Source organism: Romboutsia sp. Marseille-P6047, assembly GCF_900604535.1.
Taxonomy (GTDB): Bacteria; Bacillota; Clostridia; order Peptostreptococcales; family Peptostreptococcaceae; genus Romboutsia_E.
This window is the reverse complement of the sequence record NZ_UWOT01000003.1, coordinates 159,801-176,971: the sequence shown is the minus strand read 5'-3', so window position 1 is coordinate 176,971 and position 17,171 is coordinate 159,801. Positions and strand designations below refer to the sequence as shown.

The window sequence follows — 17,171 nt, the reverse complement described above, 5'->3', positions numbered from 1 at the left end:
TTAAATCTCCTTTATTAATAATAAATTCTGTATTGTTCCCGGTATATATATAGTAGATCTGCTAATTATATTTGGATCAGGACGTGATTTAAAATAATCTTGCTCTTTATTAAATCCTATGAATTTATCTTCTGACATATTCAAGTATTCATTTCTAAAAAATATAATATTTTCTCCACTCATTGTATATGAGTATTCATCTTTCGCTTTCCCTATGATATTTTGTATTAACTTAGTAAGACCAGTACCGTTATTGCCTGACTTTAAACGCCTACTAGTTACATGGTTTTGGAATGCAGTTATCATGAAAAAGTGATCTTCATTATATATATCATCAAAATATCTTTTGTGAGTTTCGTAAGCATCATATACCTTACTATATAATTTGTCATCTGAGTTATATTTATTTTCTTTAATATTAACCTTAATTTCATCATACAAATTATTCTCAGAAAAATTTATAACTGATATATTTACTAGAATATAGTTCTTTTCTATATCATTATCTATTTCTTTAATTGTATTGCTAAAATTTATATCTAATAAGCACTCTCCTTTAGTATGAGAACTTACATTACAAACTAACTCTGAAGAAACCTCTGCTATATCATCTATCCACTCGTCATCATCACAGCATACTTTTAATGAACTAGCTACATCAGTAGCTATTATAGATTCAATCATAATGTCATCTAACTCTTCTCTACTTAATAGTTTTCTATATGTATTCTCATTGACTACTAACTTTCTATACTCATCTATAAAAACCCTTCTATTTAAATTACCTTTCGTTAAAATTCCGGTTCTATATAATGCCGTATTAGTAAAACCTAAGCTTTGTATACTTTCACCTAATGAACCCTCCATCTCAATACCTATTTCAAAATTAGTTCTTTTAAACATGTCATATAATAGAGCATCTAGTATTAAATATGTAATCTTGTCCGCAAATTTAACTTTACCAAATATAAGGTTAATTTTATATTTCATATATTTAAACTTAAGCAAATGCTTAAATCTAGCTGCTATATAATATAATGTTTGACTATCGATAATTTCATCTTTTATATTTATTGTTATATATTTTTTCCTTCTATTAACTTTTACTTCTTCTATATTATCATAAATCAATTTTATATTATGCATTATGTTTCCCTTGTACCTTCTCCCTAATTTTAATTAAAATACTTTGTAGTTGTGTTACTATTGTGTTTTATTATACTAAAAAAGGAATTGCTAATTTTATATAATTAAGCAATTCCAATCTATATAGCTTCTAATAAGCAATTATTGGTGGAGACGAGGGGAGTCGAACCCCTGTCCGCAAGTCTTTTCCTCATTGCATCTACGTGCGTAGCCGACTTTACTTATCGTCTCGCCTCTCACATCGCCAAGCGGCAGGCTATGTGATTGGCCAGTCTCGATTACTCCGCTTTTGGTCGAGACATCCCAAAAGTAGTTCCCTGCATAAATGACGACCAGGCCTAGCCGGCAGGAGGGCTTAGGCGGGTCGAGCAGTCAATTAAGCTGCTAAAGCGTAATTATCGTTTGCGTTTATTTTAAGTTCCCCAGTTTTTACGTGACCCAGAGTAACACGGCACGCAGCCCCAAGTTCCAAACCCACGTCGAAACCTTTACGCCCCCGTGGTAGTTTAAAGTCCTTAAGACTGTCTTTCTTTCGCAAACTTCACCATTTCTATATTCAGTTTTTATTTGTTAATTAAGAATGTATATATAATATAATATTTTTGAAAACAAAAATCAATGTTAACTAATGGATTTTTTAGTATCTTCCAGCCATTTCTCTTTCTATACGTCTTTGAGCATCTTTTTTAGCTAAGTCTTGACGCTTATCATATAGCTTTTTACCTTTTGCTAAAGCTAATTCTAGCTTAACCTTACCACGTACTAAGTACATACTAAGTGGTATAAGAGAATAACCTTTTATAGTAGTTGCCCCTATAAGTTTTCTTATTTCACTCTTATGAAGTAATAACTTTCTAACTCTAAGAGGATCAACATTAAATCTATTTCCTTGCTCGTAAGGACTTATATGAACTTGTTTTAAAAATACTTCACTATTATCAACAGATCCAAAACCATCAGTTAAGTTAATCTTACCTTGTCTAATTGATTTAACCTCTGTTCCTTTAAGCTCTATACCGCATTCATAAGTTTCTTCTATAAAATACTCATGTCTTGCTTTTTTATTTGTAGCTAACACCTTTTTACCTGACAACAAGTTCACCTTCTTCACAAAAAAATTTCATTAATATAAATTACATATTATAAGTAAAAATATACCATATTTATAGCTTATAGTCAACATAACTAACTATATTCTAAGCTTATTATTAAAATAACTCAACATAAATATACGCACCAATAATAAAAAATTTAATCTTAACCAAACCAATAAATATAAACAAAAAAATCTTTTAATCCTAACTCTCAAGCTTAAAATACGTTGACCAATAAAGTAGCTAAAGCGAAGGGATTGGTGTTTATGGAAGTTTTCCTTCCATTCGCAAAGCGCCCTTTACTTTGCATGGAAGAAAACTCCATAACACCTACCCCGAAGCTACCAACTACTCTTGGTCATCTATTTTACCTAATAACGCAAAATCTATTTCTCTAAAGTCTACGTTAACTTTATCAACTCTAATTCTAACAGGATCACCTATCTTATAAGTTTTCTTAGTTCTTTCACCTATAATAGTATAAGTCATCTCATCGTAAATATAATAATCATCAGCCATATTAGCAAGTCTAATTAAACCTTCAACAGTATTTTCTAGCTCAACAAACATACCAAAGTTAGTTACACTAGAAACAATACCATCAAATTCTTGACCTACCTTATCAGCCATGTAACAAGCTTTGTAGTAATCATGTACATCTCTTTCAGCAAGCTCTGCTGCTCTTTCTCTTTCAGAAGATTGAGTAGATGCATAATCAACAATTCCGCTTAATTGTTCTTGTCTTTTTTGAGTTAATTTATTATTTAATTGTTCTTTTATAATTCTGTGTATTTGTAAGTCTGGATATCTTCTTATTGGAGAAGTAAAGTGACAATAATACTTAGCTGCTAAACCAAAGTGACCTATACAGTTTGGCTCATATCTAGCTTGTTTTAAAGAACGTAGTAATATTGTACTTATTGCTTCTTCTTCTCTAGTTCCTTTTATTTTTTCAACTATTGCTTGTAATGCTTTTGGATGAACTTCTTCTAAATCACCTTTTATATTGTATCCAAAAGTAGCAACAAATTTACTTAGTGATTCCATTTTTTCTGCTGATGGAGTTTCATGTATTCTATAAACGAAAGGTACACCTAACCAGAAATAATGTTCAGCTACAGTTTCATTACTTATAAGCATAAACTCTTCTATTATCTTGTTGGATATTCTTCTTTCATAATGTTTTATATCTACAACTTCTCCATCTTTATTTAAAATTATCTTAGCTTCAGGGAAGTCAAAGTCTATTGCTCCTCTTTCTTCTCTTCTCTTCATAAGAATTCTAGCTAGCTCTTCAGCCATTTTAAATTCTTCAACCATATGAGAGAAAGTTTTCTTTAATAATTCATCGTCTTTTTCTAGTATGTCAGATACTTCTGTATAAGTCATTCTAGCTTTAGAATTTATTACAGTTTCATGTATATCATGTTTTACTACATCACCTTTATGGTCTATTTCCATAAATACTGATAAAGTAAGTTTGTCTTCAAATGGATTTAGTGAACACATTCCATTAGAAAGAGTTTTAGGTAACATTGGTATTACCTTATCAACTAAGTAAACTGAAGTTGCTCTTTTTAAAGCTTCTTTATCTAATTTACTTTTTTCTCTTACATAATGAGTAACGTCTGCTATATGAACTCCTAGTTTAAAGTTTCCATTAGGTAATTTTTCTATAGATACAGCATCATCTAAATCTTTAGCATCTTCACCGTCTATAGTAAATGTTTTTAACTCTCTTATATCTAATCTTCTTTCTATTTCTTCTTTCGGTATTGGAACCGCTACAAATTCAGCTTCTTCTAAAACCTTTTTAGGGAATTCTTCTGGAAGTCCATGAGCCTTAATTATAGAATCAATCTCAACTCCTCTTTCACCTTTTTGTCCTAAAACTTCAACTATCTTACCTTCTGGCTTTCTATCCTCTGAAGGCCATATAGTTATTTCAACAACAACTTTATCATCTTCTCTTGCTCCTAAGAAAAACTTTTTAGGAATATATATATCTTGATTAAATTTTTTATTATCTGGTATTACAAATCCAAAGTTTCTGCTTGGCTTAAATAGTCCAACAACTTGAGTAACTTCTCTTTTAACTACTTTTATTATTTTACCTTCTGCTCTTCTATCTTCAGTTGCAGGGTTTATAATTTCTGCTATAACTCTATCGTTATGCATTGCAGTATTTACATACTCTGCTGGTATAAATAAGTCTTGTGTAAATTCTTCATCAGATTCAACAAATCCAAATCCTTTTCTATGAGATACGAATTTACCTACAAATAATCCCATTTGATTCAATGACATTATCTTTCCTTTTTTACTTTTACATATATATCCATCTTCTTCTAATTCATCTAAAAAATTAAAAAACATTGCCATCTCCGCTGGATGTATATTAAATATAACTGCAAGTTCTTCTTTCTTTAGAGGATTGTATGCTGGATCATTTATTAGTCCTAATAAACTTTCTTTAAGTCCTGGTACCATGTTAGTCCTCCTATTTACTTTTTTATATTAAGTTCATAAAATTCTTATTATTAAATATATACTACATATTTTCTAAAACATTATAATTATTAATTATAAATTTAATTTTATTAATTTTTATTTTATTCTATTATTTATTATTATCATCTTTAGCATATTTAATATATTTATGATAATTATTTTATTTATTATATATTTCCAAACTATTTTACAATATATTGTTATTCTAGCATAATTTACCTTAAATTAATCATACTTTTTATATTATTGATTTTCTAGTGTATTTTAAGTGTTTTTATATGAGTTTCATTGATTTTTCATATAATTTTTTTTACACTAGAGTATACTGACATTTTAATATAAAGGAGTATATGTATGAATAATTTAATTCTATCTTTTAATGTGGTCTCTCCACTATTTCTAGTAATGTCACTTGGATATTATTTAAAGCATATAAAGCTTTTAGATTTAAAGACTTTAAATTCAATGAATACAATTTGTTTTAAAGTTTTCCTACCATTACTATTATTTTATAATGTTTATAAGAGCGATATAAAAAGTTCGTTTAATCTAAACTTAATACTATTCTCGGTTATCTCGGTTATAATCCTATTTTTATTTTTATTAATTGTTATTCCTAAAATTGAAAAAGATAACTCAAAATGTGGTGTTATGATTCAAGGTATTTTTAGAAGTAACTTCGTTATTTTTGGAATGCCTGTTGCAACTGAACTTTTTGGTGATGAAAAGATTGGTATTACAGCATTATTAATAGCTATAGTAGTTCCTCTGTTTAATCTTTTATCAGTTATAGCTTTAGAGCTGTTTAGAGGAGAAGATAAAAATATAGACTACAAAAAAATTATAAAAGGTGTTATTACTAATCCACTTATTATAGCTTCAGCTATTGGTCTTATATTTGTTTTATTGGGAATTAAGTTGCCTACATTCTTAGAAAAATCAGTTAACGATATTTCTAAAATAGCAACTCCATTTTCACTTATACTACTAGGTGGATCTTTCTCATTTGGCAACGTACAATCTTATTTTAAAAAGACTATATTCATAGTTAGTAATAAACTAATATTTGTACCACTTATATTTATACCAATTGCTGTAGCATTTGGATTTAGAGAAATAGAATTACTAAGCATACTACTAGTTTTTGCAGCACCAACAGCAGTATCATCATTCCAAATGGCAAAACAAATGGGTGGAGATAGTATATTAGCAGAACAATCAATAGTATTCTCATGCTTATTCTGTATCCCAACCGTATTTTTATGGATACTAATATTAAAGCAATTTGCTTTAATATAATCTTTTACTCCTATCAAAATAAAAAGGAGTTAAGTTATTTTGGAAACACCCAGCACGTGGTAATTGATATGTTAAGTTATTCTGACATTTGCAGCATTCTTTGCTGCATGGAAGAAAACTTACATATCAACCACCGGCCATATTCCAGCACAACCAACTCCAAAAAACTATTTATTCACTACAACTAATGCTAATGCATTTAAGAAGAATAATACTGCAGCAATCTTAGTTACTCTACCCAGGAAAGCTTCTTTACCCTTTGGTTTAAAGTAACTTTGACTTCCTTCTCCACCGAACTGTGAAGGAACTGCACTTTTACTATCTTGAGGCATTATAGCAAGTATTAATATTATCCCTAGTACAACCTGTACACCCATTAAAACATTGCTTAACATATGGTATCCTCCTATTTAAAAAATGATAAATTTACTCATTTTTAGTCTAACATAATACATTACTTTATACAAGCACTCACAATTCACATAAAATTCATAACCAGTTCATGGAATATTCTTCTACCATTCATATGAAGTTCATCCCTTATCTCTAAAATAAAAATTGAAGGTACAATTTAGAAAAGGAGAACTTATTTTAATGAATTTTTTTAAAAGAGCAATTTTAAGCATTAAAAGTAGACTATCAAAAACACTACTTTTATTTACAGTTATAACAACAATATGTTTATTAGTGCTAAGTGGTATATCAATACAAACTGCTAGTAAGGCTGCAGGAGTTTTAGCTAGACAACAACTTGGTGCTCAGGTAACTTTAAAAGTTGATACAGAAAAGATGAGAGAAAATATGATGAGTCAAAGAGAGTCTTCAGCTTCATATTCGTCAGGAACTCCTGCTCCTGATAAAATGAAACCAAGTATGACACCTGTTTCTACTGAATATATAAATGAATTATTATCATCTGAATATGTAGAAGAATATTTAGCTCAATCTAGTACAAGCTTACTAGCAAGCAACTTCACTGCTGTTGGTGCTTCTGATGAAGAAGATACTACAACTGGAGAAAGTACTAGCTCTAATATGCCTCAAATGGGACAAGGCGGTAAGATGGGTAATATGGGTGATGTTACTTTAACAGGTGTTTCTAGCTTAGAACAAACTTCATCTTTTAGAGATGGAAATATAAATATGGTTGAAGGTAATATGATAACAGAAGATACCTCATCTAATGTTGCTGTTATAGAAGAAGCCTTAGCTAGTCAAAATGATTTAAGTGTTGGAGATACAATAACTGTAGGCTCTACATCTGATGAAAGTACTACATATGATTTAAAAATAATTGGTATATATGCTTCTAGTGAGGATTTCACAGAACAAGCTATGATGAATACTGCATCTAGCCCATACAACAACATATATACAAACCTAGATACTATATCTACAATCAAAGGTTCTGATTATGAAAATGTAGTTGATAGTGCAACATTCTATTTAAATGATCCTGCTAATGTTGATGCTTTTATAGCTAATGCACAAGAAAATTCTTCTATAGATTTTGATACATTTAAATTAGATGCAAATGATGCAGCTTATGAGCAAATGCTAGGTCCTATAGAAAATATAAGCTCATTTGCAAAAATATCTATATATGTTATAGCTATCGCTGGAGGATTAATTTTAACATTAATAATAATGTTATCTATAAGAGATAGAAACCAAGAGATAGGTATACTTCTTTCTCTTGGAGAAAAGAAGCCTAAGATAATAGCTCAATTTGCAGTTGAAATATTATTAATATTAGTTTTATCTTTAGGTGCTTCGTCACTTTTAGGTAAACCAACTAGTAATATAGTTGCAAACCAACTTTTATCTTCTGAAATTTCATCATCTGAAGATAGTAATGAAGTTAGTGCTCAAGGAATCCCTGGTGATAACTCAGGTAAAGGTATGGGGGGTGGCAAAGGTGGTTTTGCTGGAATGTTCTCTCAAACTTCTAATGTAGAAGTTATAGATGAACTTGATGTTTCTGTTTCTGGGTCTGATTTTGCTAAAATGGCTGCCCTAGGAGCTACTATATCACTTGTAGCAACTTGTGTTCCTGCTGTTACAGTAATGAGACTTAACCCTAAAAATATACTAAGTAAGCATAGTTAGGAGGACTATATGAATACAATATTAGAATTTAAAGATGTAAGTTATGCTTATAATAACAATACAGTTATCTTAGATAAAGCCAATGCTAGTTTTGAGCAAGGAAAGTTTTATACTATAATAGGTCCTTCTGGCTCTGGTAAAACTACTTTCTTATCATTAGCAGCTGGTCTTGATAAATCAACATCCGGTTCAATTTTATTTGATAACAAAAATATAAATAATATAGGTTTTTCTAATTATAGAAATAAGTGTGTGTCTATAATTTTCCAAAGCTATAACTTATTAACATATATGAGTGCTTTAGATAATATTATCTGCGCTATGGAGATAAAAGGTGTGAAGTGTTCTAATAAAAAAGAAAAGGCCATTGAAATACTTAAACAAGTTGGACTTAGTAAAGAACAAGGAAAACAGAAGGTATTAACTTTAAGTGGTGGTCAACAGCAAAGAGTTGCAATTGCTAGAGCTTTAGCTACTGAATCAAATTTAATCTTAGCTGATGAAGCTACTGGTAACTTAGATGAAAATACTTCAAATGAGATAATATCTATATTTGAAAAATTAGTAAGGGACCATAATAAAACAGTTATTTTAGTAACTCATAATAACGAAATTGCTAAAAAATCTGATATAACTTACATTGTAAAAAATAAACAATTACTTCAAACTGAAGTTTATTAATAAAAAATCACTAGCTTTGTAATTTAATACTAAGCTAGTGATTTTTTATTAATATATTATACTTTAAGCTATAACTACTCTAATATCTCTCTTCCTAATGAAATTTCTGATACTTCTTTATTATTAAATACGCTAAGTCTAAATCTTAAGTTAAATTCTTCAAACTTACATCTATATTTATCTAATTGCCATTGTCCACAAGAGTTAGTTCCTACTCCATTTTGTTTATAATCTATATTAAATACAATATAATCTCTCTTTTCTAAATCAATAGTATGTTTAGCATATTCTAAATCTGTATCTTCATAATAAGATGCACTGAAATTAAATTTATCATCTGCAATTGCCATTATTGATATTCCTCTATCATTGCCTAAACTTATCCATGAACAATCACTTCTATTTCCATTTTCTTGTGGCTTTACATAGTTCGTAAATAATCCATCAACTGTATTTTCAAATACTCCAAATAAATTTGCTTCTTTAGTATCTGCATAAGACTCTCCTGGTCCTCTTCCTTTATACTTAACATTTTCTAAATCTTTGTTAACTCTCATTTGAAGACCTATCTTCGGTAACATTTCTGGTGCAGTTTCTATTCTACCAGAAGGTACTCCAGATACATCAACTATTATATCTCCACTTCCAAATACCTTATATTCATAAGTAGATTTATAATGCCATGCAGAGTTAGTTGCTCCATTTATAACTTCCACTTTAAATATAAGTACATTTCCTTCTACACTATACTCAACATTTCTTACTACTTCATGCATTAAATGCATAAAATACTTCTTCTTATAGTCTTCAACTATGTACATATCATTATCAATAGGGGCTCTCCAAAAGTTTAGCCTTGGTCCTTCTTCTATTAGTTTATAATCATCTTTACTTACTTCTAATATATGACCTCTTACTAAGTCAAATACTATCTTAAAGCTATCTCCTTTAGCTATTAACTTACAATGTTCCTTATTAACTTCCAAGTTACCTTTTGGCGTTACTTTCACCTTTTCTGTTTTTATTGGAAGCTCAAATTGTGCATTTGCTAATTCATGTCCAGCACTTGCCCAATTACAATCTTCTTTTAACACATAAGATATATTTAAGTAATATGTTGCTCCATCAACTTTCTTAAAGTTTAAGTCATACGGTAGTGTTATTTGACAAGTCTCTCTACCTTTAATGGAAGGCATTTCTACTCTTTTACTTTGTATTATTTTATCATCTTCTTTTATATTATAAACTAACTCTAACGTATTTAAATTTTTAAAGTCATATCTATTTATAACTTCTATTATTCCTTTTTCTAAATCTATGGCCTTAGTTTGAGCTGGCTCTATAACTTTTTTATATTCTAATAACCCTGGAGAGGCTGTTCTATCTGGCATTATTAATCCATCTATACAAAAGTTTATATTACTTGGGTCATCTCCAAAGTCTCCTCCATATCTATAATAAACTTCTCCATTTTCACTTACTGTATGTATTCCATGGTCAAACCACTCCCATATGAATCCACCTTGTAATTTATCATATTTGTAGAATAAGTCTTGATATTCTTTTAAATTTCCAGGTCCATTCCCCATAGCATGACAGTATTCACATAATATATGAGGCTTCTTAACATCATTTATTATCTTGTTCATTAATAATTTGCTATCATGCTCTAACCAAGTATACATAGTGCTATAAACTTCAGAAACTGGTCCATCATCTTCTGATACATTAAAATCGCCTTCATAATGTAGTATTCTAGTTTGATCTAAATCCTTAAGCTTTTTGGCCATAGCTTTAAAATTACATCCAAATGAGGATTCATTTCCTAATGACCACATTAATATACATGGATGATTTTTATCTCTCTTTATCATTCTTTCTAATCTACTTACATGAGCTAACTCCCACTCTGGATCATCACTTATCCAAGCATAATCTCCTGTTAATTCAAATCCATGACATTCTAAATCAGTTTCATCTATTACATACATTCCATATTCATCACATAATTCATATAGATAATGTGAGTTTGGATAGTGAGCTGTTCTTATTGCATTTATGTTGTGTTGCTTCATTAATACTATATCTTTGATTATTTCTTCCTTAGAAACTACTCTTCCATTTTTAGGATTGTAATCATGTCTATTTACTCCTTTAAACTTAATTGCAACTCCATTTACAGTAAATACTTCTCCTTTTAACTCTATTTTTCTAAATCCAACTCTTTGAGGTATTACTTGTATTATTTCTCCTTCTTTTAATACACTTACCATTAATGTATATAGATTCGGTTCTTCTGCCGTCCATTTTAGCGGTTTTTTGACTTCCTTACTAAATTTTGTATTTCCATTTATATCTATAACTTCTTCCAATACTATATTGTTATTTTTATCTAATAATTCAAATTTAACTTTTTGATTATCATATTTTCTAAACTTAAGATCTATATTTAAAATTGCATCTTCATAATCTTTATCTAAATCCGTTACTATTGTTATATCGTCTATTCCATAAACTGGCTCTGTATAAAGCTCTACATCTCTAAATATTCCACTTAGCCACCACATATCCTGATCTTCTAAGTATGTTCCATCACTCCATTGATATACTCTTACTGTACACTCATTTTCACCACATCTTATATATTTAGTAATATCAAACTCTGATTGTATTCTTGCACCTTTACTGTATCCTACTTCTTCTCCATTTATCCAAACATTATATGCAGAATCTACTCCATTGAATTTTAATATTATTCTTTCATTCATCCAAGATTTATCTATTACAAACTTTCTCTTATATATTCCTGTTGGATTTTCAGTTGGTACATAAGGTGGATTTATTGGGAAGTTATACCATAAATCAGAGTAGTGCATCTTCCCATATCCTTGAAGTTGCCAATTCCCTGGAACTACTATATTATCCCAATTTTCAGTATCAAATTCTTCTTTAAAAAAACCTTCTGGAGAATATTCTGGAGCATCTAAAAATAAAAATTTCCAGCTTCCATTTAAATTTTTATAATTTTGTGTATATTTTTTATCCCCTATTAATGCCTTTCTTTTAGATGAGAAACTTAAAAATTCACTTCTAGCATCTAATCTATTTACCCCATCAACATGTATATTTTCCCATAATTTCATATCCAATCTCTCCTTTTTATATTATGATCATAGATTTAAGCTATAATATCTATTTCATTAGCTATATTTTTACCAACCTTTTTCTCATATTTCATCCAGCATATTTGTGCAAATCCTAAGAATATTACTAATCCTAATACATTGTATAAAAGAACAAATAGAGGATTAGTTTGACCTTCTGGTAAAGTTCCATTAAAATATGCTGTTAAGTCTGCTGGTGATGGTACTGAAGATATAATAAATACAAATGTAAACAGTATTAATAATAAAACACCTATTCCTATACCTAGACCTCTTGATCCAACTTTAAAACTTCTTTCTAGATTATCCTTTTTAGCTCTTAATACTATATATCCAACTAAGAAGAAGAATACTGGTATTAATGATGTTGAAGCTGTCATATTTATTAACATTTCTAATAAACTATCAACAGAACCTATCCCTAAAGCTGGTATTATTAAAAGTATTGTTACTATCATCGCTTGAAGATATAATGCATTTATTGGATTACCCTCTTTGTCTGTTTTAGCTACCCAGCTCCCAAATATCCCTTCTGGTATTTCTGAGAATAAAACTTTAACCGGTGCAGCTGTCCATAAAACTAACGACCCTAAACTTGCAAGTAACATTATAAATCCAACAATGTTAGTAATTATATTCCCTACTCCATAATAAGAACCTAGTATCAAAAATGAATCAAATAATCCATTTGAAAAATTTCCACTCAACTTTTCTGCTGGAACAACGATCCCTACTGCCACTGATCCTAATGCATAAAGTAGTCCAATTAATACTGTTGAAAATAGCATTGTTTTTATAAATGCTTTATTTCCACCTTTTACGTCTTTTATATAAACTCCTATACTTTCTGCTCCACCTACTGCTTGAAGTACCCATGCTAATACCATAAAGTATGTCCAGTTGAATTTAGGCATAATAGTATCTACCGTAAATTCCTGTGCTGGTTTTTTACCTAGTACAATAATTACGCCAAATGAAAGTACTATAAATCCAATTCCTAAAACCATTCTAGCTACACCTGATAAATTTGTTATCTTCGATATCCAACCTACACCTTTTGTAGATAATATAGTTACTACCCAGAATAATAATATTGATAAAACTGAAATTAAAACTGTTTTTCCATTAAATATATTCTTTCCTACAAAAGCGTATGATGCATATATTAAAGTTTTTGGTAATAATGATGTAAAGAAAAATAAATTTACAAAGAAGTATGACCAAGAACCTAAGAACGCCCACTTTGCACCTAGAGAAGTTTTTATCCAACTATTTATTCCTGATTCTGAATTAGAATTAGCTGATGCAAACTCACCTATCATAAGTGCAAATGGGAAAAAGTAAAATATGGTACCAAATATATATGATGGTATAGTTGCTAATCCTATATTCACACTACTATCGATAATATTTCCAAATGAGAATACAGCTGTAAAAGTCATTAACATTAAAGCTTTAGAACTAAGAGTTCCTCTATTTTCACTCATTATTTGACCCCCTGAGTTTTGTATTTTTTACATAATTATTAATATTAATCTAGTTATTAAACTTTTTTAGAATCTTTAACTTAATACTCTCTACACTGCTAAATTTAGCTATTTCCTTTTTAAAAAACGTTTTCTTTATAAATTAATAATACTAATTAATATGTTCTATATCAATATATTAATGTTGCTATGTTTTGTAATTTTGTTGCATTTAAAGTTGACACAATATATTTTTAGATTTAAATTATAATTAATTATTTATCATCAAATATGTGGGGGTGTTTTATGGAAAATAAGATAGGAATTTTTTCAACAGACTTTAAGCCTAGTAATGAATTATATATATATGAATGTGGATTTGAGCATTGTTCTCCTAGAGAGCCATACCAGTATGAACAAATAGATTACTATCTAATTCACTATATATTAGAAGGAGAAGGTCTATTTTTTATGGAGGACAAAGTTTACCATTTAAAAGCAGGAGATGGATTTTTTATACCGCCAAATACTGATAATAACTACTATCCTTTAGATGATAACCCTTGGGTTTATAGATGGATTGGAATAAATGGGTCTAAAGCTAAAGAACTTCTTACTCTGTGTGGTTTTTATAATGGTAATTATACTTTTAGGTATACTAAAGATAATAAATTAGATTATTGTTTTAAAAATATTTATGATAGCTGCTATTCAAATAATATATTTGAAGGAATTGGGTATTTATATCAAACTTTATCAATTTTAATAAACGAAAACTCATCTTCTGATCTAAGCGATATTTCATCCTCTAAAAGCTATATTTCTAAGTCAATAGAATTTATAGAATCTAATTATCATAAAAACATAACAGTATCAGATGTAGCAAGCTACTTAAATATTGATAGAAGCCATTTTTACAAAATATTCAAACTTAATATGATGACTACTCCTCAACAATATATAATGGAGTATAAATTAAAAAAGTCATGTGATTTTCTAAGAAAAAGTAGTTATTCTTTAAATCAAATAAGTGATTTGGTTGGATTCTCATCACAATCATATTTTTCTAAGTTTTTCAAAAAACATATGAATATGACTCCACTTGAATATAGAAATTTATTTATCAAATAAACAATTACTTCAAACTGAAGTTTATTAATAAAAAATCACTAGCTTGTAAACATCTACAACGCTAGTGATTTTTTTTACCAGTTTTCAGAAAAACTTACTGTAAAAATTTTATTCTTATCATCAGTTCCTTCTATATTTGGTATTTTTACTCCTTGAATATATACAAACTCAAAAGGAACATAAAGTGTAAAATCTAAAGGTGGTTCTCCATTATAAACATCCTCAAAATATTTTTTAATAGGATTATTTATGCGCTTATCTGATTTTAAAATATGAGGTGAGACTTTAGGAATATTACCTTGTATCGACTCTAATGACACTATATTGTCTTTAATTTTTTGAGTATATTTACCAAAATTTAATACTTTATCTGCATATTGAAAAGCCCATCCATATAACGAATCTATACTTATATATTCTTCTGTTACTGAGCCATAAATATATGACATATAAAGGACATATGTTGCAGTTTTCCAACTAGGCCACATACCTTTTCCAAATTTCATATTTTCGATAAATAAATCATCATTAATCTCTTCACTTTGAGACATTTCATATGCTACTTGAGCTATATTTACATAAATTCTATCAATTATAAAATCATGACCTTGATGATTCCAATCTTTTCTCACATTTTTTATAAAAGATCTTACCATAAGAAAGTTAGTTTTTAATTGGCCATACCTTTCATTAAAGCTTTTATAACATTCTTCTAAAATATTATAAATAGCATCTTCAAATCCTCTTCCCTTTTCATTATAATCAACTACACCGTCTTTATTTTCATCGTAAATATTCATTATTGTATTAAAAACAGATGTGTTAGCTAATTTATCTTGAGATTTTAGGTAACTAAAAATTGTTGATTGTAAATCATGCATTATTGTAACTAAACTATAATAAAAGTTTTCTGTAATCACTTCTACAAAAGTATTTTCTTCTATTTTTCCTAAATGACCTTGAAGTGATACTAATGGCTTTTTAGTTAAATTATCTATACCAATTACGTAATATAGTTGTTTTCCAATTCCTCTTTTTTGAGCATAATTGTATAAATCATATCTAAGTAATGGTGAATCATATCCATAAGTTGTTATTATATTATTATTTTCAATTTCAGCTATTGGAATTTTTTGAATAAATTCAGTGCTCCAATTATTTTCATCTTTAATTTTTATTGCCTTATCCATAGGTATATTTTTAAAACAATATCTAGCAGTAAATAAATCAATGGCAACACAGTCTAGAGATGAAAAAATAAATCCTTCTTTAGTTGGTTGCGCATTAGCACTATCATGGCTTTTATTCATAATTTCTATTGCATCTAATATATGAATCATAAATATATCCTGACTTTTTATAGCTTTTATTATGTCACTTTGAGTTCCAGATATGCCATGAGTTTTATATTTTATATAATCTCCATCTTCATTCATCTTTGGTGAATTAGTTTCTTCATCTATTTCCATATGCCATGGAGAATATGGATGAAGCCCCATTCCAAGATTTTTAATTGCACCACTTAAAAGGTCTTGGTCGTGTATTTTTACTCTAGGAATATTAATTAATACACATCCTGGATATTTATAAATATCATCTTTATCTCCTTTATCTCCACCTACAATTACCTTATGCAACCTTATTTCTTCATAATTTGCTCCATCATCTATTTTTATAACTCTTCCTTTAGATTTATCCATTCCTATATCATTTAGGTCATATACCATAAGCTGATTATAAGCTTCTCCAGGTGATAAGTATGCACCTTCTATACTTTCTTCATATCCATTCATAGGATTATCTTTATGACTATATAAATTACATTCCTTTAAATACTTACGAGCGAAGTAAAACCCCCATCCTCCATAAAATTCGCCACTTTTACCTTCAATTACAGCTTGTGGTGTTATTTCTTTACCTACAAATTTACTTAAAAATTTTGATATCATAAGTGTACTAGCTGAGCATTCTCCAATTGACATTTTTGAGTAAGATATATTTAGTTCATCATGAAACCATCTCATTATAGCTGCAACTATCGGCCATTCTGTACAAATCTTTTTTGTATCTGCTTCTCTATGTGTAATAGGATCTATCGCAATAGACCCTATTATGTTCGGCTTAAATAAAAGCTTTTTACCTTTATTTACGTCATATTTTACTTTTTCCTTAAAATGAATTTCTTTATCTAACTTTGATAATAAACAATCTATATTGTAATAAATATAATCGATTTTTTTTACTATCTCTCCCCACGCTGCATAATCTTTATAATCTATAAATTTTTGTAATAAAATTGGTATTCCGTCATAAGCCTTATAAGCATCCAATCTTACTGCTGAAATCGCAGAACCTTTGTAGTCTATTTTTTTCTTTCCTATTTTAGAATCAACGATTACTTCATTTAAATTTTTTTTAGATATGATAAAAATCCCCCCTTTCTTATAAGAAAAAAGAATTGCTATTTTTATTATATTCATGAGGGTTAGTTTATTTGCTAAAAAAAGAACAAAATCTATTTTTAAAATAAAAAATCACTAGTCTAGTGTATACTATTTGACTAGTGATTT

Annotated in this window: 11 protein-coding genes and 1 other RNA gene; 4 read left to right on the top strand and 8 right to left on the bottom strand. The window is 28.8% G+C overall.

What is annotated here, in order from left to right; genetic code table 11:
* The 4 genes from EIH23_RS04500 to rnr form a co-directional block, all read right to left on the bottom strand.
* On the bottom strand, nt 1-1,146 hold the full coding sequence (locus EIH23_RS04500) for a hypothetical protein (protein WP_122639029.1): 1,146 nt from the start codon (nt 1,144-1,146) through the stop codon (nt 1-3).
* A gap of 145 nt (nt 1,147-1,291) precedes the next feature.
* Nucleotides 1,292-1,644, bottom strand: a transfer-messenger RNA (tmRNA) gene (ssrA, locus tag EIH23_RS04495).
* A gap of 139 nt (nt 1,645-1,783) precedes the next feature.
* Nucleotides 1,784-2,239, bottom strand: coding sequence for an SsrA-binding protein SmpB (smpB, locus tag EIH23_RS04490; RefSeq protein ID WP_122639028.1), 456 nt, complete (start codon nt 2,237-2,239; stop codon nt 1,784-1,786).
* A gap of 349 nt (nt 2,240-2,588) precedes the next feature.
* Entirely contained in the window at nt 2,589-4,730 is a 2,142-nt protein-coding gene (rnr, locus tag EIH23_RS04485; RefSeq protein ID WP_122639027.1) for a ribonuclease R, read from the bottom strand.
* 375 nt (nt 4,731-5,105) lie between these two features.
* Between rnr and EIH23_RS04480 the strand changes: the two genes are divergently transcribed.
* Nucleotides 5,106-6,050 (top strand): AEC family transporter, encoded by a 945-nt coding sequence (locus EIH23_RS04480; RefSeq protein ID WP_122639026.1) that lies wholly within the window; start codon nt 5,106-5,108, stop codon nt 6,048-6,050.
* Between the two features lie 167 nt (nt 6,051-6,217).
* On the opposite strand, the gene secG is transcribed toward EIH23_RS04480, so the two are convergent.
* Nucleotides 6,218-6,445 (bottom strand): preprotein translocase subunit SecG, encoded by a 228-nt coding sequence (gene secG, locus EIH23_RS04475; protein ID WP_243113321.1) that lies wholly within the window; start codon nt 6,443-6,445, stop codon nt 6,218-6,220.
* Between the two features lie 199 nt (nt 6,446-6,644).
* On the opposite strand from secG, the gene EIH23_RS04470 reads away from it, so the two are divergent.
* Together EIH23_RS04470 and EIH23_RS04465 are read left to right on the top strand one after the other, a co-directional pair.
* Nucleotides 6,645-8,159 carry an ABC transporter permease gene (locus EIH23_RS04470; RefSeq protein ID WP_122639025.1) on the top strand — a complete coding sequence of 505 codons (1,515 nt, stop codon included), beginning with the start codon at nt 6,645-6,647 and terminating at the stop codon, nt 8,157-8,159.
* A gap of 9 nt (nt 8,160-8,168) precedes the next feature.
* On the top strand, nt 8,169-8,840 hold the full coding sequence (locus EIH23_RS04465) for an ABC transporter ATP-binding protein (RefSeq protein WP_122639024.1): 672 nt from the start codon (nt 8,169-8,171) through the stop codon (nt 8,838-8,840).
* 74 nt (nt 8,841-8,914) lie between these two features.
* On the opposite strand, the gene ebgA is transcribed toward EIH23_RS04465, so the two are convergent.
* Together ebgA and EIH23_RS04455 are read right to left on the bottom strand one after the other, a co-directional pair.
* Nucleotides 8,915-11,983 carry a beta-galactosidase subunit alpha gene (gene ebgA, locus EIH23_RS04460; protein ID WP_122639023.1) on the bottom strand — a complete coding sequence of 1,023 codons (3,069 nt, stop codon included), beginning with the start codon at nt 11,981-11,983 and terminating at the stop codon, nt 8,915-8,917.
* Nucleotides 11,984-12,018: 35 nt separating this feature from the next.
* Nucleotides 12,019-13,491: an amino acid permease gene (locus EIH23_RS04455; RefSeq protein WP_122639022.1), complete on the bottom strand. Its 1,473-nt coding sequence runs from the start codon at nt 13,489-13,491 to the stop codon at nt 12,019-12,021.
* A 285-nt stretch (nt 13,492-13,776) separates the two neighbouring features.
* Here EIH23_RS04455 and EIH23_RS04450 point away from each other — a divergent pair, with 285 nt between their 5' ends.
* Nucleotides 13,777-14,601: an AraC family transcriptional regulator gene (locus EIH23_RS04450; protein ID WP_164488984.1), complete on the top strand. Its 825-nt coding sequence runs from the start codon at nt 13,777-13,779 to the stop codon at nt 14,599-14,601.
* Between the two features lie 74 nt (nt 14,602-14,675).
* Here EIH23_RS04450 and EIH23_RS04445 read toward each other — a convergent pair whose 3' ends face one another.
* The gene (locus EIH23_RS04445; RefSeq protein ID WP_122639020.1) at nt 14,676-17,081 is read right to left on the bottom strand and encodes a DUF362 domain-containing protein; all 2,406 of its coding nucleotides are present in this window, start codon (nt 17,079-17,081) and stop codon (nt 14,676-14,678) included.
* Between the last annotated feature and the right edge of the window lie 90 nt (nt 17,082-17,171).